Origin of the sequence: Paraburkholderia metrosideri (assembly GCF_904848625.1) — a bacterium.
In the GTDB taxonomy this organism is placed as follows: domain Bacteria; phylum Pseudomonadota; class Gammaproteobacteria; order Burkholderiales; family Burkholderiaceae; genus Paraburkholderia; species Paraburkholderia metrosideri.
The window spans coordinates 59,734-80,558 of record NZ_CAJHCP010000016.1; the positions used below are offsets into that span (position 1 = coordinate 59,734).

Genomic DNA, 20,825 nt, shown 5'->3' on the forward strand with positions numbered 1-20,825 from the left:
CCACCCCCGGGGTTCGTTCGGGCCATCCCGTCGATGCAGCCGGATCATTCTCTGCTGTCGACTCAACGGCGCCTGGTTCGCCGGCACGCGCCCGGGCGCGTTCGTCCTGCCTTACCCGTTTCGCCTTTACGCTCTTCATTTACTCATCGTTCGTGCGGATGCGTGCATGCACGCATCCGCACGGCGCCGCTGGTCTCCCCGCGCCGTCTGGCCTCAACTGTCTGAGCGATACTTAGCGATAACCATGCCACCGGCCGGAAAACCTTGTGGCGCGAGGTGTCGGATGAGCATGTGCGCTGCGCATGACAAAAAAACACCTGAAAACGTTTCGGCGATGAAACGCGCGGCAGGATAACCCCGCGAAAGTCCGCGTGAGCGCCGCCGGCCAAGTCCGGTTATCCAGTCTCTCCGGCGTTCCCGGACACGTCGCCGTTTGCAGTTTCACGTGAGGCGGCCTGCAGCGTGCGCAGTTCTTCTACCGGGATATGACAGCGGATTCGATGCACAACATCGTTGCCGGCATCGACGAAAGGCGGGGGTTGTTGCTCGCAGATCGCACCGATCTTGCGGGGGCAGCGCGTATGAAAGACGCAGCCGGAAGGCGGCGAGACCGCGCTCGGCAGATCGCCGGACAGACGAATGCGCGCGGGTCGGCTTTCGCCATTCAGCGCCGGTGCTGAAGACAGTAGCGCTTCGGTATACGGATGATGCGGTCCTTCGAACACGGTCGCGGCCGGCCCGATTTCCAGCAATCTGCCGAGATACAGCACCGCGATCCGATCCGACAGATAACGCACCACATGCAGATCATGCGAGATGAAAACGTAACTGACCTGGCGTTCACGCTGCAGATCGGCGAGCAGATTTAGAATCGCGGCCTGCACGGAGACATCGAGCGCGGATGTTGGCTCGTCGCAGACCACCACGCGTGGCTCCCCGGCAAACGCGCGCGCAATCGCGACGCGCTGCTTGAGTCCACCGGACAACTGTCGTGTGCGTGAATCGAGATAACGCGCCGGCAGACGCACGGCGTCGGTCAACGTGCCGAGCCGTTCGTCGATCGCGGCGCCGCGCAACGGCGTGAGCCGCGACAACGCACGGCCAATCAGCCGCTTCACCGAATGCGCGCGATTGAGCGCCGAATCGGGATTCTGGAACACGATCTGCAGCGACTTGATCTGTTCGTCGCTGCGTCGCGTGACCCGTGCGGCGAGCGGCGCGCCATCGAGTTCGAGCACGCTGCTTGCATCCGGTGCGAGAAGGCCGAGCATCAGCCTCGCGAGCGTGGTCTTGCCGCTGCCCGATTCGCCGACGAGGCCCAGCGTTTCGCCGCGGGCGAGATCGATTGAAACGTCGTCGAGTGCGACGAGCGGAGCGCCGGATACGTGGAACGTTTTCGACAGCTTCTGCGCGCGCAGCACGGGCGAGGACGGCTTGCCGTTCAAACACGCGTCGGCAGGGTGGTGGGGCAACGTTTCTGGCGTTGCACGCGGCAATTCAATTGCCCGCTCGTGGTAATGGCAGCGCGACATCTGATCGCCATGCGCCGCACTCAGCCGATGCGGCGGCGGCGCGTCACGACGGCAACGGTCATCGGCGAGACGGCATCGATCCGCGTAAATGCAGCCTTGTGTGACCGAACCCGGCGGCGGCAGGCTGCCCGCAATCGTGTCGAGCCGCTCGGTGTCCTTGCTGCGCCCGGCAGTGGGCAAACAGCGCAACAATCCCACCGTGTACGGATGGCGTGGCCGGGTGAACACATCCTGGGTCGCGCCTTCCTCGACCAGCTTGCCCGCGTAAAGCACGCCGACGCGCTCGCACATCCGCCCGATCACCGCGAGGTTATGGCTGATGAACAGCACCGCTGTACCGAGTTCCTCGCGTAGTTGCGCAACCAGGTCGAGCACTTCTGCCTCGACGGTCGCGTCGAGTCCAGTCGTCGGCTCGTCGAGAATCAGCAGCGCGGGATTCGACGCAAGCGCCATCGCGATCACCACGCGTTGCTGCATGCCGCCCGACAGCTGATGAGGATAGCTGTCCATCACACGCTCCGGCGCGGCGATGCGAACGCGCTTGAGCATGTCGAGGGTGCGGTGCAACGCTTCATCGCGCGCGATGCCTGCGGCCTCGAACGCTTCGGACACCTGCCGCGCAATAGTCAGCGATGGATTCAGCGCGCGCCCCGGGTCCTGATAGACCATCGACGTCGTATTCGCCCGCATATGACGCAGCGCATCGGCATCGAGCTTCTGCACATCGTCGCCGGCGATGACGATCTTGCCCGCCTTCACCTTGCCGTTGCGCGGCAGATAACGCACGGCCGCCATTGCAACCGTCGATTTGCCGCAACCCGATTCGCCGACCAGCCCATACGCTTCACCGCGTCGCACACGGAACGACACGTCCTGTAGCACTTCGCGGTCGCGGCCGCGAATCCGGTACGTGACCGTGAGGCCGACCACGGTCAACGCATCCGTGCGGTCGCTCTTCGACACATCGAAGGCGGCGAACGCCGCTGAAGAAGAGGGGGGCGCGTTGTTCATCGGTCGAGTACACCTTGCACGCTATCGGCAACCAGATTGACGCCGACCACCAGCGACGCAATCGCGCCCGCCGAAAACACCACGGTCCACCATGCGCCGCCCGCCATCAGCGTGTACGACTCGGACAACGCCAGCCCCCAGTCGGCAGAGGGCGGCTGAATACCGAAGCCGAGAAACGACAACGTCGCTACCGCGAAGATGGCGTAGCCGAGCCGCACGGTCGCCTCGACGATGATCGGCGGCAATACGTTGGGCAGGATTTCGACGAACATGATGTACAGCGCGTGCTCGCCGCGCAATTGCGCAGCGGCGACGTAATCGAGATGACGTTCTGCGAACACGGCGGCGCGCACGGTGCGCGCGGTGATTGGCGTGAACGTAATGCCGATGACGAGAATGACCGTCAGGTTCGACGCGCCGAGCGCAGCCAGCGCCAGCAACGCGACGATCACGAGCGGCAGCGCGAGGATGGCGTCGATCGCGCGCCCCACGACGTTGTCGACCCAGCCTTCGAAATAGCCGACGATCAACCCAAGCGCGGTGCCTGCCGCCGTGCCGATCAGCGTCGCCAACGGCGCGATGGTCAGAATGTCCCGCGCGCCGACGATCACGCGCGAGAATACGTCGCGGCCCAATTGATCGGTGCCGAACCAGTGCGTGTGATCGGGGGGCGTCAGTGAATTCAGCGGATCGGACGCGTACGGGTCGATCCGCACGATCCACTGTCCGGCGAGTGCGCACACGATCCACCACACGACGATCACCGCGCCCACGACGAACGTCGGCGAGCGCAGCAACTCGCGCAACGGCTCGAAGCGCGGTTCTTTCGACGAGGCCTGAACGGCGGGCGGGGTGGTTTGCGGGGCAGCGGTGCTCATTCGGCGCTCCTCACGCGCAGACGCGGATTCAGCAGCACATGCAATGCATCGGCAATCAGATTGGCGACGGTATAAACCACGCCGATGGTCAGCACCCCCGCTTCGAGCATCGGAAAATCCTTGGCCTTCGCGGCGTTGTAGATCAGCGAGCCGATGCCCTGATAGTGGAACAGCGTCTCCACCACCACGAGTCCGCCGATCATGTAGCCGAGTTGCGTCGCGGCCACCGTAATAGTCGGCAGCAACGCATTGCGCAACACGTGTCGCCAGATCACGATATGGCGCGGCAAGCCTTTGAGGATCGCGGTGCGCGTGTAATCGGCGTCGAGCGCTTCGACGGTGCCGGCGCGCGCCATCCTCGCGATATAACCGAAGAAGACGAATACCAGCGGCAGTATCGGCAGGATCAGATGTCTGAGTTGTTCGAACACGCTGGCGCCGGGCGGATACGACGCTTCGATCGGCAGCCATTGCAGCCAGACGCCGAACACCAGAATCAGCACGATCGATGAGACGAACTCGGGCACCACGGTCGCCGACAACCCGGCAATGCTGATCGTACGATCGAGCCAGCGTCCCGCATGCATGGCCGACCACACGCCGCCCGCAATGCCGAGCGGCACGACGACGATAAAGGCGAGCAAACCGAGCTTCGCCGAATGGGCGAGCGCGTCGCCGATAAACGGCCCGACCGGCTCGCGGTATGCATACGAAAGCCCCATGTCGCCACGCACGAAATGCGTGATCCAGTCGATGTACTGGGTGAGCAGCGGACGATCCGCGCCAAGCTGATGATTGAGCGCCGCGACCGCGCGCGCATCGGCAAGTGGGCCGAGCACTGCGCGGCCGATGTCGCCAGGCAACAGTTGACCGCCCGCGAACACGATGACCGACAGCAACCACAACGTGATCAGCGACAAGCCGACGCGCGTCGCCAGAAAACGCACGACGCGGCCCGCATTGCCATTCGACACACGAGAAGCGGAAGGGGTCACCGTGGACGACATCGTGCGCTCCTGCCCGGCATCCTCCGCGCTTATGCGCTGAGCACCGCGCGATCGAAATAGAGTTGCGCGAGCGCGGTGAAGCGCACGCCGTTGACGCCTTTACGCATCGCAATCAGCTGATCGTAGAAGAACGGAATGATGACGGGCGTTTCGTCGAGCAACAGCGTTTGAATCTGCCCGGAGATTTTCTTCTGCGACGCGAGGTCGATTGCTGCAACGAATTGTGCGACCAGTTGATCGTATTGCGGATTCCTGAAATGTGCTGCGTTCCATGTGCCGGTGCTGGTGAGCGGCGCGTTCAGGAACACGTTCGGCACACCACGATGACCATAGTCGGTGATGCCGAGCGGCGAATCGAGCCAGTCGGATTTACCCGGCGTGCCCGCGCCGTAATACAACGACTGACTCTCGATCTTCAGATTGATACGCACATTGATAGCCTTGGCCGCGTTCTGCACGATCACCGCGAGATCGGGAATCTCCATGTACTTTTCGGTGGTCAACGTGACGTCGAAACCGTTTGGCACACCGGCCTGCGCGAGCAGTTGCTTCGCTTTCGCGATATCGACCTTGCGCTGCGCGACGCCTGCGTCCGACGACGGAAACACTGGCGCAAACGGACTGTCGTTGCCGAGTTGCGCGCGGCCCTTGAACAGGCCACGCACCAGCACGTCGCGATCGATCGACAACGCCAGCGCCTGCCGCACGCGCTTGTCCTTGAACAGCGGATTGTCGTTGCGCATATGAATCTGCCGATGCGCACTCGACTTCACCCCCACGGCCTTGTAGTCCGGGTTGTTCAGAATGCCCGCACCCCCTTGCACGGTGAAGGTGCCCATCACGTCCGCCTGATGGCCTTGCAACGCGAGCAATTGGGCCTGTTCGTCCGCGTAAAACGAGAACTGGACGCGTTGCGGTAACGCTTTCTCGCCCCAGTAATCGGGATTGCGCACGAACGATGCGCCGACCTTCGGCTGATACTTTTCGAACCTGAATGGACCCGTGCCGATGAAGGTTTTTTCATAGCCGCCCGCATAGTTCGCGGGCAGGATCACGGCGTTGTAATTGTCCGAGGAAACGTAGTACGGGAAGTTGCCGTTCGGTGCGTCGAGGTGAAACGCGACCGTGTGGTCGTCGACGACTTTCGCGCCGCCTTTCGACAGCACTCCCTTGAGGACGGAGAGCGCCGCCGATCCGCTCGCCGGATCGGCAAGGCGGTCGAAGGTCGCGACCACGTCCTTCGCGGTGAAGCTCTGACCGTCGTGGAACCTGACGTTCTGGCGCAGCGTGAAGGTCCACACGTCGCCCTTGTCGTTCGGCTTCCACGATAACGCGAGCGCGGGCTTCAGCATCAGTTTTTCGCCGTCGTCGTCGATCAGGAACTCGCCGGTCTGGTTCAGCAGCGCGAGACTCGCGGCGTCTGTCACGGTGAGGGGATCGACCGCGCCCGCTGGCGTCAGATGGGCCACGCGGATCGTCTGGTTAGCTGCACCTGGCGCGCCTTGAGCACGCGCTCGCGGCATGTTCAGTACACCGCCGCCCGCCAGCGACAAACCGATCACGCTCGCATAGCGCAGCAACTCGCGGCGCGTGATGCGACCAGCAAGGAATTCGTCGATGGCGTGATTGCCGTAGGGGTCGGCGGTGAGGCGGGCTGCGTCGGGGGCGAGAAGTCGGTCCGCGAGAGTTTTCATCAATGGAGTGTCCAGTCCGTTCTGTTGCCGGTTCTGAAGCGTCGCGCCGATATAGCGCGTAGCGCGACGATGCGCCGCCGATGCATAGCCGCCATGCGACGAGCGCGCAAAAAAAGCTACCACGAAAGCCTGCGCAAAGCCGCTTCAGTGTAAGCGATTGCCTGGCGATCCGGCAGGCTTGCCGTGCTGCAGGGTGGTCGATTGGCGGGGAAATGGGCCGCTGTGTATCGTCATCACAACGTCCGGCGCTGCGTTGAGCCGCGCGAGCGCTACCGACGCAGCGAATGAGCGGATACCTGTCCGACATCTTTACCGATCGCGTTACGCCGGCCACGCGTTGAATTTACCGTGCGAGCGCGCCCGGACGTCGCCAGCGATGAAACAGGACGGAGCCGATCCAGCACGCCATGAACGCCGCGACGATGCCGTAACCGATCGCGCCAAAACGGTCGTTCACACTGCCGACCGCGTCCCAGAACTTGCCGTTCAGACCGAACTTGTCCGACAGTAGTCCCAATGCCTCGACACCGCCAATCACAATGGCCACCACCGCCGACACGAACGTGATGCTCGCGTTGTAATAGAGCTTGCGTTTCGGATCGTCCATGGCCCAGCCGTACGCGTGGACCATCAGCACGTTATCTGTCGAATCGACCAGCGTCATGCCCGCCGTGAAGAGGGCGGGGAACACGAGGATCGAGTACAGCGGCAGACCTTTGCCCGCCTGCGACGCGGCAATGGCCAGCAGGCCGATTTCGGTGGCGGTGTCGAAGCCCAGGCCGAACAGCACGCCAACCGGGTACATGTGCCAGCTTTTCGTCACGAGCCGGAATAACGGACGCAACGCGCGCGAGAACAGCCCCGCGGGTGCAAGCGGATCAGCCGTTGTTTGCGCAGCAATTTCGACGTCGCGTTGGACATGACGATAACGACGCCACACGTCTCGCAGAATCACGAGGTTCACCACAGCGAGCACCAGCAGGAAGGTGGCCGAAACCAGCGTGCCGATCGTGCCGCCCACCGCCTTGAAGGTATCGAAGCGGCCATGCAGCGAATGCGTGGTCCATGCTATGCCGATCGTCGCGAGAATCACGATGGTCGAGTGGCCCAGCGAAAACGACAGCCCCACGCCAAGCGGCCGCTTGCCGGTTTGCATCAGCTTGCGCGTGACGGCGTCGATCGCCGCGATGTGATCGGCGTCGACGGCATGGCGCAGGCCGAAGCCATACGCGAGCAAGGCGGTGCCGAGCAGCAGCGGGTAATGGCGAAACGCGATCAGCGCCCACGCCCATGCGCCGAGGTTGGCGGCGATCAATACGGCGTACAGCGTAACAAGGCGAGGGCGCAGCGAAGCGGTTGGCGTCATGAGTCGCGTGGCGAAGAGTTAATGATCGTGCGGATGCTTATGAATCGGATCGACCCAGAACACGGTTTCAGGCGCTTCGACCGCGTCGATGTTCAGATTGACCACCACCGCTTCGTTGTCGCTGCGAACCAGCACGCATTCGAGCGGGTCGTCGGTGCTGGCGTTGATCTCCTGATGCGGCACGTACGGCGGCACGAAAATGAAGTCGCCCGGACCGGCTTCTGCCGTGAACTCCAGATGCTCGCCCCAGCGCATGCGCGCCTGGCCGCGCACCACGTAGATCACGCTTTCCAGCGCGCCGTGGTGGTGGGCACCGGTCTTCGCATTCGGATGGATCGTCACGGTACCGGCCCAGATCTTCTGCGCGCCGACCCGTGCGGCATTGATCGCGGCCGCGCGATTCATGCCCGGCGTCTGCGCGGTATTGCTGTCGAGCTGATCGCCTTTGATGACCTTCACGCCGTGCTCTCGCCAATCGACCGGCGCTGCGGGTTGATCGTCGCGGTAATGCGGGTGTTCGTGATCCTGGCTCATGGTGTCTCCTCCTTGGGGCTGGCGCCGGGCGTTCACGTCGGTGCCGTCTGGCATTTTTGCATGTTCAAAAATTGCTGTGTGGGCAACACGCAAGGACAGCGGCGCGGACGAAAAAAAACCCGTTCGGACCGAACGGGTTTGGGGTTGCTGGCATTGACCTGCGCTGCACTGCAATGTCAATGCTCGAGCAGCAGCTTACTTGTGCTTGGCATTGATCACGGCTTCGGCCACGTTGTTCGGGGTTTCAGCGTAGTGCTTGAACTCCATCGTGTAGGTGGCGCGGCCTTGGGTGGCCGAGCGCAGCGACGTCGAGTAGCCGAACATCTCCGCGAGCGGCACTTCGGCGCGCACCAGCTTGCCGCCACCACCGGCGATGTCTTCCATGCCCTGCACGAGCCCGCGACGGCTCGACAGGTCGCCCATTACGTTGCCCATGAAGTCTTCGGGCGTTTCCACTTCGACGGCCATCATCGGTTCGAGCAGCACGGGCTTGGCCTTGCGCATCGCTTCCTTGAATGCCATCGAACCGGCCATGCGGAACGCGTTTTCGTTCGAGTCGACGTCGTGATACGAACCGAAGGTCAGCGTGACCTTCACGTCGACCACCGGGTAGCCCGCGAGCACGCCGGCCTTCAGCGTTTCCACGATACCTTTGTCGACTGCCGGAATGTATTCGCGCGGAATCACGCCGCCCTTGATCGCGTCGACGAATTCGTAGCCCTTGCCTTGCGCCGCCGGCTCGAGCGTGATCACCGCGTGACCGTACTGACCACGGCCGCCCGACTGCTTGACGAATTTGCCTTCGACATCTTCAACCTTGTTGCGCACCGTTTCGCGATACGCAACCTGCGGTTTGCCGACGGTGGCCTCGACGCCGAACTCGCGCTTCATCCGGTCGACCAGAATTTCCAGATGCAGTTCGCCCATGCCGGAGATGATCGTCTGGCCGGATTCTTCATCGGTTTGCACGCGGAACGACGGATCTTCCTGGGCCAGACGGTTCAGCGCGATGCCCATCTTTTCCTGGTCGACCTTGGTCTTCGGTTCCACCGCCTGCGAAATGACCGGCTCCGGGAAAATCATCTTTTCGAGGATGATCACGTTGTTCGGATCGCACAGCGTGTCGCCGGTGGTCGCTTCTTTCAGGCCGACGGCTGCGGCGATGTCGCCCGCGTAGACTTCCTTGATTTCCTTGCGCTCGTTCGCGTGCATTTGCAGGATCCGGCCGAGGCGCTCTTTCTTTTCCTTGATCGCGTTGTACACGGTGTCGCCCGAATTCACGACGCCCGAATAGACACGGAAGAAAATCAGCTGGCCGACGAACGGGTCGGTCATGATCTTGAACGCGAGCGCGGAGAACGGATCGGTGTCGTTCGGATGACGCTCGATTTCCTTGTCGTGCTCGTCGTGACCGGTAATGGCGGGTACATCTACCGGCGAAGGCAGATAGTCGATCACTGCGTCGAGCATGGCCTGCACGCCCTTGTTCTTGAACGCGCTGCCACACAGCATCGGCACGATCTCATTCGCGATGCAGCGCGTGCGAATGCCGTACTTGATTTCTTCTTCACTCAGCGCTTCGCCGCCGAGATATTTGTCGAGCAGTTCTTCGTTCGCTTCGGCGGCGGCTTCGACCATCTTGTCGTGCCATTCCTTCGCGGTAGCTGCGAGTTCCGCCGGAATATCGCGGTATTCAAACTTGATGCCCTGGTTCTCTTCTTCCCAGTAGATCGCCTTCATCTTGACCAGATCGACCACGCCCTGGAAGTGTTCTTCCGCGCCGACCGGAATCTGGATTGGCACCGCCACGCCCTTCAGACGATCGCCGATCTGCCGCTGCACGCGAAAGAAGTCGGCGCCCACGCGGTCCATCTTGTTGACGAACGCGATGCGCGGCACCTTGTACTTGTTCGCCTGACGCCACACGGTTTCGGACTGTGGCTGCACGCCGCCGACCGAGTCGTACACCATGCACGCGCCGTCGAGTACACGCATCGAACGTTCAACTTCAATCGTGAAGTCGACGTGGCCCGGGGTGTCGATGATGTTGATCCGATGTTCGGGATAGTTGCCGGCCATACCCTTCCAGAAAGCGGTAGTCGCCGCCGACGTGATGGTAATGCCGCGCTCCTGCTCCTGCTCCATCCAGTCCATCGTTGCCGCACCGTCGTGAACCTCGCCGATCTTGTGGGTCACGCCGGTGTAGAACAGGATGCGTTCAGTGGTGGTGGTTTTGCCGGCATCGATGTGAGCGCTGATGCCGATATTCCGGTAGCGCTCGATGGGAGTCTTGCGGGGCACGTGAACCTCCTTGAAATGGCGCGCCTGAAACGCTTGCCGGGCGGCAGTCTGTGCTACCCGGGGAACCTGGGTGCTGCTTTACCAAGATTACTAGCATAGCGCGTCGGCCTGTCTTTTGCAGGAATCTTGCCAGCGGGTGCGAACGCCTGCTGGCGGGACTTTGGCCGCGACCGCCGCGGCGCGGCAAGGCTGTGCGCACATGAGCGTGCCCGATGCGTCAGCCGCCCGGACGAATGCAAAAAAGCCGGCGCCTTGCAAAAGGCACCGGCTTTTCCGAAAGCGGTGAGACGAAGCGGCAGCGCGTGCCGCGTCAGCCGATCCGGCTTATTGCTGCTGCAACGGCGGCAGACCCTGAATCTTCATGCCCGGCTTGATACCTTTCGACGTGAACCAGCCCTTGGGCATTTCCAGAGCAAACTCGCCGTTGTTCTTCGGGCAGTGGTTGTCGGTGGTCTCGGCCTGCATCTCGTCGATGTCGGTGATCGTGCCGTCCGCGCGCATGAAGGCGATGGACAGCGGAATCAGCGTGTTCTTCATCCAGAAGCAATGCACAGCGTGCTCGTTGAAGACGAACAGCATGCCCTCGTTCGGGCCGAGACTCGAGCGATACATCAAACCTTGTTCACGGTCGGCGTCGTTTGCGGCAACGGCGGCATCGATCACGAACATACCGGCGGTCAGTTTCACGCGCGGAAACTCGCTGGGCTGCTTCGCGCCCGGCGGCATTTGCTGCGCATGAGCCGGCGCGGCGGTGGTGGCGACAAACGACAACGCGGCGAGCGGCAATGCAACGGCAACAGCAAAACGCGCAATCAACGAGCGCAGGGGAAATCGCACGGCAAGACTCCTTGCTTGGAATTTAATCAGCGAATGTTACGCGAGCGCGTCAAAAACAAAAAGGCAGATCGCCTTGCGGTGATCTGCCTTTCAACGCCGTAAGAACGGCAATGAAGCTAGTTCTTGACTGCGTTTTTACAAACTTATTCCGAAGCTGCCGAAGCTGCTGCAGCAGTTGCTGCCTTCTTGTGCGACTTCTTGTGAGCCTTCTTAGTGGTCTTCTTTGCCGACGAAGCTGCTGCAGCCGGAGCTGCCGAAGCTGCTTCCGGTGCCGAAGCTTGTGCGAATGCTGCCGTTGCGAAGAGGCCAGCGACCAGAGCGGCGATCAGTTTGTTCATTTTGTGAATCCTCAGCTTTAGTTGATTAACCAAATGACCCGGTTATATGTAGAGTCATGTCGGTAAACGTGCCATCCACCTTTCGGTTGACAGCCGCATCGAACAAATTTTTCGGTGCGTCTGTTTAGCGCTCAGACTCCCTGCTCATACCGCAAGAACGGCTTGTGCAAAGGCCCTTAAGGCTGAATGCCGGATAGCTTCGGGCGGCATCTTCGTCGAATAACGCGTGAGCTTGCGCAGCGGTTGACGTAAATTTTGTGGAAAATTTATAACGCGGCAATGCGCTGCGAATGAGTGTGCCGGCGCCTATCGCGCGCACTCGTGTTTCACGTTTTTTTACTTTCGTTTCACGCGCATTTTTATTTGCGGATACAACAGGTTAGCTTTTGTCGAGCAACGAAAAAGCGCACACGTGACGAAGATTCTTGATGATGCGCGATGTGCCCGTACCCACTCGGCGGGTTGAACTGATAGATGTAAGAGAGTGTTAGGCGACACCTTCCCAAGGTGCTGTTGACGACAACTCGACGCTCTCTCCTGGCTGAAGTCCGAGTGAAAAAATGTCGAGTGCGCCGATGCCGACACGCACGAGCCGCAATGTCGGAAAACCGACTGCCGCTGTCATCCGGCGCACCTGACGGTTTTTGCCTTCCGTAATCGACAGTTCGATCCACGTGGTCGGGATGGCGGCGCGAAAACGGATAGGTGGCGTGCGTGTCCACAGCAACTCGCCGGGCTCGGCATAGTCCGCGCGACAGGGGCGCGTCACGTAATCGCCGAGATCGACGCCGCGTGCGAGCTTCTTCAGCGTTGCCTGATCGACGGCGCCTTCGACTTGCGCCCAATAACGTTTGACCAGTTTGTGACGCGGCTCCGCGATACGCGCTTGGAGGGCGCCGTCGTCGGTGAGAAGCAGCAGGCCTTCGCTGTCGGAATCGAGCCGGCCAGCGGGATAGACGCCAGGCACCTTGACCCAGTCGGCCAGCGACGCGCGCGTCTCATGCGGCGAGAATTGACAGATGGTGCCGAACGGCTTGTTCAGGGCGAGAAGGCGCATAGGAAAAACGAATAGAAGTGATGCGGAAACGGTCGCGGCGGAGAGCGTCGTGACGATTTCAGGACTCGCCGCGCCTGCTACCGGGCGAGCAGCGGACGCCGGAATCATAAAGCATTCTTCGCACACGCAAGTCTTAGGTCTTATATAAAACATAAGAGATCGGCGATTTATTGCCGAATCCTCGTCCGGGGTGGAAAACCCCGAGCCGCGGTGCCCGCGTTGCCGCGAAAGCGTGGGCTAGAATAGCGGCCAAGCTGCTTGCGGCAGTCTGGCATTGCGCTTAGCGAGGAGCACCCATTTCCGCAGTCTTCCATCAGCTTTCTGCATAGCCTTCTCTGGAGTCCGATCATGTCGTATCAGCACATCAAGGTTCCGACCGATGGTGACAAGATCACCGTCAACGCCGATTTTTCGCTCAACGTTTCCGACCAGCCAATCATCCCGTTCATCGAGGGCGACGGCACGGGTATCGACATCACGCCGGTGATGATCAAGGTCGTGGATGCCGCGGTCGAGAAAGCGTACGCGGGCAAGAAGAAAATCCACTGGATGGAAATCTACGCCGGCGAGAAAGCGACCAGGGTGTACGGGCCGGACGTATGGCTGCCGGAAGAGACGCTGCAGGTGGTCAAGGAATACATCGTGTCGATCAAGGGGCCGCTCACCACGCCGGTAGGCGGCGGTATCCGTTCACTGAACGTCGCGCTGCGCCAGGAGCTCGATCTCTATGTCTGCCTGCGTCCGGTGCGGTACTTCAAGGGCGTGCCTTCGCCGATGCGCGAACCTGAGAAGACCGACATGGTGATCTTCCGCGAGAACTCGGAAGATATTTATGCGGGCATCGAATGGCCGGCCGGCTCCGAGCAGGCGAAGAAAATCATCAAATTCCTGCAGGAAGAGATGGGCGTGAAGAAGATCCGCTTTCCGGATTCGTCGGGGATCGGGGTCAAGCCAGTGTCGCGTGAAGGCACCGAGCGGCTGGTGCGCAAGGCAATTCAATATGCAATCGACAATGATCGCCGTTCGGTCACGCTGGTGCACAAGGGCAACATCATGAAGTACACCGAAGGCGCGTTTCGCGACTACGGTTATGCGCTGGCGCAAAAGGAGTTCAACGCGGAGTTGATCGACGGCGGTCCGTGGATGAAGGTGAAGAACCCGAAGACGGGCGCGGACGTGGTGGTGAAGGACGTGATCGCCGACGCGTTCCTGCAGCAGATTCTGTTGCGCCCGGCCGAGTACGACGTGATCGCGACGCTGAATCTGAATGGAGACTACGTATCGGACGCATTGGCCGCGCAGGTCGGCGGAATCGGTATCGCGCCGGGCGCGAATCTGTCGGATTCGGTCGCGATGTTCGAAGCTACGCACGGCACCGCGCCGAAATACGCGGGCAAAGATTACGTGAATCCGGGTTCGGAAATTCTGTCGGCGGAAATGATGCTGCGCCACCTTGGCTGGTTCGAGGCGGCGGACCTGATTATCGAGTCGATGGAAAAATCGATTCTGCAAAAACGCGTCACGTACGATTTCGCGCGTCTGATGGAAGGCGCAACCCAAGTGTCATGCTCGGCATTCGGCCAGGTGATGATTGAAAATATGTAAGCGCGTTGTGCTGGAATAATCCAGTTAGCATAGAAAACCCCGGCGTCGCGAGGCGGCCGGGGTATTTTTTCGCCGGCGTTTTAATAGAGCTGTTGCTTATGCACCGCAGCGATTATTTCCGCTAGCGGCGAGAGAAAAGACGAGACGGGAATGAGACCGACAATATCAGAGCGTTTAATCGCCCAGTAATTGGGAATCCGCGCATCGCATTCGATAAAAATACGCGGCCACCAGAAAGCATTCACCCAAAAAAGAAACCCGGCATGAAGCCGGGTTTCAAAAGACAGGTACCGAACAGTCTTAGGCGGGTGCCTGAATGTTCGATGCCTGCTTGCCTTTCGGGCCTTGCACGACCTCGAAGGTCACCTTTTGGCCTTCCTTGAGGGTTTTAAACCCATTCATCTGGATGGCCGAGAAGTGTGCAAACAGATCCTCGCCGCCTTCATCAGGCGTGATGAACCCAAAACCTTTTGCGTCATTGAACCATTTGACCGTACCAGTTGCCATTCCAACTTCCCCTGTAACTCATGTCACTACCACGAGCCCTCGAAAAGCTCTGTGACCGCGGTATGCAGCCACTCCCTCCTCACAAGCTCACCATCGGCATTTTTTCGAATTATGGCTCATTGAAAAAAGTGCCAGCTTGATTGTTGAGGCTCTTTATTCGAGTGTCAAGAAAATTTTGAGATGCCGTTGTCGCGTTGCAAACAGGCCAGTTTCCAGGGTTTTTACCGCTTCCGTTATGTGCGGTTGCGCAAGCGGGACCGCTTGAAAAGTCGCATAATCGACTCACATGCTGTGCTAAGGGTCGCCGGCGAAGCTTAGGCGGTGACGAGCGTCCCAACCGGCTCCGGCAGGTTGTGCGATACTCGATCCGACTGCGGTGCAACACGGCCGCGCTGCATCACAGGACAGGGGCCGGCTCCGCAATCGGCTCGTCGAATCGCACGCATGAGGGGGCTTTACCCATCAGGCGGTAGCGAACGGGCTCATCGGCCGGTTGGCCGGGTTTTGACAGGATTGCGGGCCTGTCCTAGTTGTTTAGAATGGGTGTATGGCGATTATCCCGGACAAGCAGGACGGCACCGTACTGGAGCGGCAGGAGAAGAAGCTCAAGCCGCCATCCATGTACAAGGTGGTGCTGTTGAACGATGACTTCACGCCAATGGAATTTGTCGTGATGATCGTGCAGGAATACTTCAATAAAGATCGTGAAACCGCAACACAGGTAATGTTGAAGGTGCATCGCGAGGGCAGGGGAGTTTGTGGGGTCTATACGCGGGACATCGCGTCGACCAAAGTCGAGCAAGTCGTTACCCACGCACGGCAGGCCGGGCATCCGCTGCAGTGTGTGATGGAGGAAGCATGATTGCCCAGGAACTGGAAGTCAGCCTGCACATGGCGTTCATGGAAGCACGCCAGGCGCGGCACGAGTTCATAACGGTCGAACATCTTTTGCTGGCACTGTTGGACAACCCAACAGCGGCGGAAGTGTTGCGTGCATGCGCGGCCAATATCGAGGATCTGCGCCAGAACCTGCGCAACTTCATTCATGACAACACGCCGACCGTGCCTGGCACGGACGACGTCGACACGCAGCCTACGCTGGGTTTCCAGCGTGTGATCCAGCGCGCCATCATGCATGTTCAGTCCACCTCGAATGGCAAGAAGGAAGTGACCGGCGCGAATGTGCTGGTTGCGATCTTCGGCGAGAAGGATTCGCACGCGGTGTACTACCTGCAACAGCAGGGCGTGACGCGTCTGGACGTGGTCAATTTCATCTCGCATGGCATCGCCAAGACGAGCAGCACGGACGCCGCGAAAGCGAGCGACGCGAATGCCGAGTCTGACGAAGCCGCCGCGCAGAAGGAAACGCCGCTCGCCCAGTTCACGCAGAACCTGAACCAGATGGCGAAAGACGGCCGCATCGACCCGCTGATCGGGCGAGAGTCGGAAGTCGAGCGCGTGGTCCAGGTGCTGTGCCGTCGGCGCAAAAACAATCCGCTGCTGGTCGGCGAGGCGGGCGTCGGTAAGACGGCGATCGCCGAGGGTCTGGCGTGGCGAATTACGCGCGGCGAGGTGCCCGATATTCTGGCGGATGCGCAGGTGTATTCGCTCGACATGGGCGCGTTGCTCGCCGGCACCAAGTATCGGGGCGACTTTGAACAGCGCCTGAAGACGGTTCTCAAGGAATTGAAGGAACGTCCGCACGCTATTCTGTTTATCGACGAAATTCATACGCTGATCGGCGCAGGCGCTGCGTCGGGCGGCACGCTGGATGCGTCGAATCTGCTGAAGCCGGCGTTGTCGTCGGGCACGCTGAAGTGCATCGGCGCGACCACGTTCACCGAGTATCGCGGCATCTTCGAAAAAGACGCGGCCTTGTCGCGTCGTTTCCAGAAGGTCGACGTGACCGAGCCGACTGTCGAACAGACGGTGGCGATCCTGCGTGGCCTGAAGTCGCGTTTCGAAGAGCATCACGGCGTGAAGTATTCGTCGGGCGCGCTGTCGGCGGCGGCTGAGTTGTCGGCACGCTTCATCACCGATCGTCATCTGCCTGACAAGGCGATCGACGTGATCGACGAAGCTGGCGCGGCGCAACGCATCCTGCCGAAGTCGAAGCAGAAGAAGACGATCGGCAAGAACGAGATCGAGGAAATCATCTCGAAGATCGCTCGTGTCCCGCCGCAAAGCGTGTCGCAAGACGATCGCAGCAAGCTGCAAACGCTGGATCGCGACCTGAAGAGCGTGGTGTTCGGGCAAGACCCGGCTATCGACGCGCTGTCGGCTGCGATCAAGATGGCGCGTGCTGGTCTCGGCAAGCTGGACAAACCGATTGGCGCGTTCCTGTTCTCCGGTCCGACCGGTGTCGGCAAGACCGAAGTGGCGAAGCAACTGGCGTTCACGCTGGGTATCGAGCTGATCCGCTTCGACATGTCGGAATACATGGAGCGTCACGCGGTGAGCCGCTTGATCGGCGCGCCTCCGGGCTACGTCGGTTTCGACCAGGGTGGTTTGCTGACCGAAGCTGTCACGAAGAAGCCGCATTGCGTGCTGCTGCTCGACGAAATCGAGAAGGCGCATCCGGACATCTACAACGTGCTGCTGCAGGTCATGGACCACGGCACGCTGACGGACAACAACGGTCGCAAGGCGGACTTCCGCAACGTCATCATCATCATGACGACGAATGCGGGCGCCGAGGCAATGGGCAAGTCGGTGATCGGTTTCACGAATCGTCGGGAAACCGGCGACGAAATGGTCGACATCAAGCGCATGTTCACGCCTGAGTTCCGTAACCGTCTGGACGCGACGATCAGCTTCCGTTCGCTCGATGAAGAAATCATCATGCGCGTGGTCGACAAGTTCCTGATGCAACTGGAAGATCAGTTGCACGAGAAGAAGGTCGACGCGCTCTTCACCGACGCGCTGCGCAAGCATCTCGCCAAGCACGGTTTCGATCCGCTGATGGGCGCGCGGCCAATGCAGCGTCTGATCCAGGACACGATCCGTCGTGCGCTGGCCGACGAGCTGCTGTTCGGCAAGCTGATGAACGGCGGCCGTGTGTCGGTCGACGTCGATGCGGAAGACAAGGTGCAGTTGACCTTCGACGAGCATCCGGCGCCGCGCAATCCGAATCCGGAAGCGGTGGAAGTCGAGTAAGGCTTAGCTAACAGGTTGCACTGAAAGCAGAACGGCGCGGGTTGAAAAACCCGCGCCGTTTTCTTTTGGCGATCCGGTTTGCTAACTTCAGCTCACGTTCGACCGAACGAAGCCGAAGCAGCGATAGTTGCTCAGTGCTTGCCCGTGCTACCAAACCCACCCGCGCCGCGCTCACTTTGGTCGAAGTCGTCGACGATATTGAATTCGGCCTGCACGACCGGCACGATCACCAGTTGAGCGAGGCGTTCCATCGGATTCAGCACGAACGTCGTCTCGCCACGATTCCACGTCGAGATCATCAGTTGGCCCTGGTAATCGGAGTCGATGAGGCCGACCAGATTGCCCAGCACGATCCCGTGCTTATGTCCCAAACCCGAACGCGGCAAGATCAGTGCCGCATAGCCCGGATCACCGACGTGAATCGCGAGCCCCGTCGGCACGAGGGCGGTTTCGCCGGGTTTCAGCGTCAGCGGTTCGTCGAGACACGCACGCAGATCGAGGCCTGCGCTACCGGTCGTAGCGTAAGCGGGGAGCTGATCGCGCATGCGCGCATCGAGAATCTTCAGGTCAAGTTTCATGCAGGTTGGATAATTTTGAAGGTTAGGACTGAGTGGTGTTCGTGCCGAGTTGGAAGGCCTCGGCGAGAAGTTCATAAGAGCGCAGGCGCGCGCGATAACTGCCCGCAAGGGTCAGCACGATGAGTTCGTCCGCCTGGAATTGCTCTTGCAACGCATGTAGCCGTTCGGTGACGGTTTCGGGTGTGCCGATGATACTGCGCGCCTTTTCCCGCGTGATCACAAGTTGCTCGCGCTCGCCGTATTCCTGCGCGACGCCTTGCTCTACCGAAGGAATCAGCTCGTTCAGCCCGTACGCCATTTGCACGCGACGCAGGTCGACGGCCTTTTCAAGATCGGCGGCCTCCTGTTCGGTGTCTGCGCAAATCACGAACACCGCGGCGGCCAGATACGGTTGCTGCGATTCCTGGCTCGGCTTGAAGCGCTCGCGATAAGCGTGCGCGACCTGATGCCCAAAATGCGCGTTGATGAAATGCGCGAACGCGAAGCGAATGCCGAGTTGAGCCGCGAGCAATCCGCCGAATTCGCTGGAACCGAGCATCCACAGTTGCGGACGCGTTTCGATTTGCGGCTGCAGCAACACGCCTTGAGCGACGTGATCCGTAGGTAACGTGCCGTGCATGAGACCCAGCAGATCCGTCACCTGCTGCGGAAAAATATCGCCGCGATTGTAGTCCCCGGCCGCGACCGCTTGCGCTGTGCGCATGTCGCCGCCGGGTGCGCGTCCCACGCCGAGATCGATGCGATTCGGGAACAGCGCTTCGAGCATCATGAATTGCTCGGCGACCTTGAACGGGCTGTAGTACGGCAGCATCACGCCGCCGGAGCCGAGTCGAATGCGTTGGGTGACGCTACCGAGGCGCGCGAGCATCACTTCGGGACACGGGTTCGACACGCCGCGCAAACCGTGGTGCTCGGCGCACCAGTAGCGTGTGTAGCCGAGGTTGTCGGCGAGTTGCGCGAGTTCGACGGTCGCAGCGATTGCGTCCGCCACCGAGTGCCCGGCGATCACGGGCGTTTGATCGAGCACGGAAAGTCGCGTCATGTCAGTACGGCTCCTGAGGATTCAATTCACTGGCCATGTGACGCGCGCTGAGTGTGTCAGCGCGCGTGCGCGCGGCGCACGTTTCGGCTTCAGCGAATCAGACTCGTGTCGGGCAGACGCTTCGCAATTTCCGCGATCAATGCGCGCGCGAGCGTCTGCTTGTCGGCACGCGGCAGCTTCGTGGCACCGGCTGCTTCGAACAGAATCACTTCGTTGTCGTCGAGACCGAAGGTCAGCGGGCCGAGATTGCCGATCAGCAGCGGCACGTTTTTACGGACACGCTTTTCTTCGCCGTGGACTTCGAGGTCGCCGCTTTCCGCTGCAAAGCCGACCGCGAACGGCGGATGCGGCAGTTTCGCGACCGACGCCAGAATGTCGGGATTCTCGACGAACGAGAACGTCGGCAACGTGCGGTCGGCGGCCTTCTTGATCTTGTGCTCGCTGACGTGATCGACTCGCCAGTCGGCCACCGCGGCCACGCCGATGAAAATGTCAGCGTCGGCCACCGAGCGCATTACCGCATCGTGCATCTGCTGCGCGGTTTGCACGTCCTCGCGGAACACGCCCCACGGTGTTTCCAGCGCGACGGGACCGGCGACCAGATGCACGTCGGCGCCAGCCTGTTGGGCGGCGCGTGCCAATGCAAAACCCATCTTGCCGCTGGAGCGATTGGTAATGCCGCGCACCGGATCGAGCGGTTCGAAAGTCGGACCTGCAGTCAGCAACACACGTTTGCCGGACAGAAACTTTGGCGAGAAGAACGACGCGATTGCTTCGAAGGTCGCTGCCGCTTCGAGCATCCGGCCGTCGCCAATTTCGCCGCACGCTTGCGGACCCGAGTCGGGGCCCAGCACTTCGATTCCATCCGCGCGCAATTGCGTCACGTTGCGCTGTGTCGCCGGGTTCTGCCACATCTGACGGTTCATCGCCGGAACGACGAGCAGCGGGCAATCACGCGCAACGCATAACGTCGACAGCAGATCGTCGGCCATGCCGTGCGCGAGTTTGGCGAGGAAGTCGGTGGAGGCGGGCGCGATCACGATCGCGTCGGCTTCACGCGACAGATCGATATGCGCCATGTTGTTCGGCACGCGTCCGTCCCACTGGCTCGTGTAGACCGGACGGCCCGAGAGCGCCTGCATGGTGACGGGAGTGATGAACTGCGTGGCCGCTTCGGTCATGACGACCTGGACCGTCGCGCCGGCCTTGGTCAAGAGGCGCGTGAGTTCGGCGATCTTGTAGCAGGCGATCCCGCCCGTCATGCCGAGGACGAGGTGTTTTCCTGCGAGTTCTGCGGTTGCCAACAAAGCCTCCGACAAAGCGTGGTGGCGGGCAGCGGGGCGAGCTACAGATGTTGTGCACCCCACACCGCGCTGCATTTT

Annotated in this window: 17 protein-coding genes; 3 read left to right on the plus strand and 14 right to left on the minus strand. The window is 60.9% G+C overall.

Going from position 1 to position 20,825, the window contains the following annotated elements; all coding sequences use genetic code 11:
• Nucleotides 1-395 precede the first annotated feature (395 nt).
• From LMG28727_RS29190 to LMG28727_RS29235, 10 genes are all read right to left on the minus strand, one after another.
• On the minus strand, nt 396-2,543 hold the full coding sequence (locus LMG28727_RS29190; protein WP_201645811.1) for an ABC transporter ATP-binding protein: 2,148 nt from the start codon (nt 2,541-2,543) through the stop codon (nt 396-398).
• Nucleotides 2,540-3,421, minus strand: a complete 882-nt coding sequence (locus LMG28727_RS29195) for an ABC transporter permease (RefSeq protein ID WP_201645812.1) — start codon at nt 3,419-3,421, stop codon at nt 2,540-2,542. The genes LMG28727_RS29190 and LMG28727_RS29195 overlap by 4 nt, the downstream gene beginning before the upstream one ends.
• Nucleotides 3,418-4,428 (minus strand): ABC transporter permease, encoded by a 1,011-nt coding sequence (locus LMG28727_RS29200; RefSeq protein WP_201645813.1) that lies wholly within the window; start codon nt 4,426-4,428, stop codon nt 3,418-3,420. Before LMG28727_RS29200 ends, LMG28727_RS29195 begins: the two co-directional genes overlap by 4 nt.
• Before the next feature lie 29 nt (nt 4,429-4,457).
• Complete coding sequence (locus LMG28727_RS29205) at nt 4,458-6,122, minus strand: ABC transporter substrate-binding protein (RefSeq protein WP_201645886.1); 1,665 nt, start codon at nt 6,120-6,122, stop codon at nt 4,458-4,460.
• 343 nt (nt 6,123-6,465) lie between these two features.
• Nucleotides 6,466-7,488, minus strand: a complete 1,023-nt coding sequence (locus LMG28727_RS29210) for a HoxN/HupN/NixA family nickel/cobalt transporter (RefSeq protein WP_201645814.1) — start codon at nt 7,486-7,488, stop codon at nt 6,466-6,468.
• 18 nt (nt 7,489-7,506) lie between these two features.
• On the minus strand, nt 7,507-8,022 hold the full coding sequence (locus LMG28727_RS29215) for a cupin domain-containing protein (RefSeq protein ID WP_074765388.1): 516 nt from the start codon (nt 8,020-8,022) through the stop codon (nt 7,507-7,509).
• A 195-nt stretch (nt 8,023-8,217) separates the two neighbouring features.
• A complete protein-coding gene (gene fusA / locus LMG28727_RS29220; protein ID WP_201645815.1) occupies nt 8,218-10,323 on the minus strand; it encodes an elongation factor G in 2,106 nt (701 codons plus the stop codon).
• A gap of 324 nt (nt 10,324-10,647) precedes the next feature.
• Nucleotides 10,648-11,160, minus strand: coding sequence for a DUF192 domain-containing protein (locus LMG28727_RS29225; protein ID WP_201645816.1), 513 nt, complete (start codon nt 11,158-11,160; stop codon nt 10,648-10,650).
• Nucleotides 11,161-11,303: 143 nt separating this feature from the next.
• Nucleotides 11,304-11,498, minus strand: coding sequence for a hypothetical protein (locus LMG28727_RS29230; protein ID WP_201645817.1), 195 nt, complete (start codon nt 11,496-11,498; stop codon nt 11,304-11,306).
• Between the two features lie 487 nt (nt 11,499-11,985).
• A complete protein-coding gene (locus tag LMG28727_RS29235) occupies nt 11,986-12,555 on the minus strand; it encodes a pseudouridine synthase (RefSeq protein ID WP_201645887.1) in 570 nt (189 codons plus the stop codon).
• 348 nt (nt 12,556-12,903) lie between these two features.
• On the opposite strand from LMG28727_RS29235, the gene icd reads away from it, so the two are divergent.
• Entirely contained in the window at nt 12,904-14,160 is a 1,257-nt protein-coding gene (icd, locus tag LMG28727_RS29240) for an NADP-dependent isocitrate dehydrogenase (protein WP_201645818.1), read from the plus strand.
• Between the two features lie 300 nt (nt 14,161-14,460).
• Here icd and LMG28727_RS29245 read toward each other — a convergent pair whose 3' ends face one another.
• A complete protein-coding gene (locus LMG28727_RS29245; RefSeq protein WP_007180614.1) occupies nt 14,461-14,667 on the minus strand; it encodes a cold-shock protein in 207 nt (68 codons plus the stop codon).
• Between the two features lie 547 nt (nt 14,668-15,214).
• Here LMG28727_RS29245 and clpS point away from each other — a divergent pair.
• Nucleotides 15,215-15,529, plus strand: coding sequence for an ATP-dependent Clp protease adapter ClpS (gene clpS, locus LMG28727_RS29250; protein WP_006050100.1), 315 nt, complete (start codon nt 15,215-15,217; stop codon nt 15,527-15,529).
• Nucleotides 15,526-17,823 (plus strand): ATP-dependent Clp protease ATP-binding subunit ClpA, encoded by a 2,298-nt coding sequence (gene clpA / locus LMG28727_RS29255; RefSeq protein ID WP_201645819.1) that lies wholly within the window; start codon nt 15,526-15,528, stop codon nt 17,821-17,823. The genes clpS and clpA overlap by 4 nt, the downstream gene beginning before the upstream one ends.
• Before the next feature lie 131 nt (nt 17,824-17,954).
• On the opposite strand, the gene dut is transcribed toward clpA, so the two are convergent.
• From dut to coaBC, 3 genes are all read right to left on the minus strand, one after another.
• Nucleotides 17,955-18,401 carry a dUTP diphosphatase gene (gene dut, locus LMG28727_RS29260; protein WP_201645820.1) on the minus strand — a complete coding sequence of 149 codons (447 nt, stop codon included), beginning with the start codon at nt 18,399-18,401 and terminating at the stop codon, nt 17,955-17,957.
• A 22-nt stretch (nt 18,402-18,423) separates the two neighbouring features.
• Entirely contained in the window at nt 18,424-19,443 is a 1,020-nt protein-coding gene (locus LMG28727_RS29265; RefSeq protein ID WP_201645821.1) for an LLM class flavin-dependent oxidoreductase, read from the minus strand.
• A gap of 89 nt (nt 19,444-19,532) precedes the next feature.
• Nucleotides 19,533-20,747 carry a bifunctional phosphopantothenoylcysteine decarboxylase/phosphopantothenate--cysteine ligase CoaBC gene (gene coaBC, locus LMG28727_RS29270; RefSeq protein WP_201645822.1) on the minus strand — a complete coding sequence of 405 codons (1,215 nt, stop codon included), beginning with the start codon at nt 20,745-20,747 and terminating at the stop codon, nt 19,533-19,535.
• Between the last annotated feature and the right edge of the window lie 78 nt (nt 20,748-20,825).

What these genes read in the sequence shown, in the direction of transcription:
- clpS (WP_006050100.1), top strand. Translation starts at nt 15,215, where the DNA reads ATGGCGATTATCCCGGACAAGCAGGACGGCACCGTACTGGAGCGGCAG.
- LMG28727_RS29210 (WP_201645814.1), bottom strand. Translation starts at nt 7,488, where the DNA reads ATGACGCCAACCGCTTCGCTGCGCCCTCGCCTTGTTACGCTGTACGCC.
- LMG28727_RS29205 (WP_201645886.1), bottom strand. Translation starts at nt 6,122, where the DNA reads ATGAAAACTCTCGCGGACCGACTTCTCGCCCCCGACGCAGCCCGCCTC.
- LMG28727_RS29245 (WP_007180614.1), bottom strand. Translation starts at nt 14,667, where the DNA reads ATGGCAACTGGTACGGTCAAATGGTTCAATGACGCAAAAGGTTTTGGG.
- dut (WP_201645820.1), bottom strand. Translation starts at nt 18,401, where the DNA reads ATGAAACTTGACCTGAAGATTCTCGATGCGCGCATGCGCGATCAGCTC.
- clpA (WP_201645819.1), top strand. Translation starts at nt 15,526, where the DNA reads ATGATTGCCCAGGAACTGGAAGTCAGCCTGCACATGGCGTTCATGGAA.
- LMG28727_RS29195 (WP_201645812.1), bottom strand. Translation starts at nt 3,421, where the DNA reads ATGAGCACCGCTGCCCCGCAAACCACCCCGCCCGCCGTTCAGGCCTCG.
- icd (WP_201645818.1), top strand. Translation starts at nt 12,904, where the DNA reads ATGTCGTATCAGCACATCAAGGTTCCGACCGATGGTGACAAGATCACC.
- LMG28727_RS29230 (WP_201645817.1), bottom strand. Translation starts at nt 11,498, where the DNA reads ATGAACAAACTGATCGCCGCTCTGGTCGCTGGCCTCTTCGCAACGGCA.
- LMG28727_RS29235 (WP_201645887.1), bottom strand. Translation starts at nt 12,555, where the DNA reads ATGCGCCTTCTCGCCCTGAACAAGCCGTTCGGCACCATCTGTCAATTC.
- LMG28727_RS29200 (WP_201645813.1), bottom strand. Translation starts at nt 4,428, where the DNA reads ATGTCGTCCACGGTGACCCCTTCCGCTTCTCGTGTGTCGAATGGCAAT.
- LMG28727_RS29265 (WP_201645821.1), bottom strand. Translation starts at nt 19,443, where the DNA reads ATGACGCGACTTTCCGTGCTCGATCAAACGCCCGTGATCGCCGGGCAC.
- LMG28727_RS29190 (WP_201645811.1), bottom strand. Translation starts at nt 2,543, where the DNA reads ATGAACAACGCGCCCCCCTCTTCTTCAGCGGCGTTCGCCGCCTTCGAT.
- LMG28727_RS29215 (WP_074765388.1), bottom strand. Translation starts at nt 8,022, where the DNA reads ATGAGCCAGGATCACGAACACCCGCATTACCGCGACGATCAACCCGCA.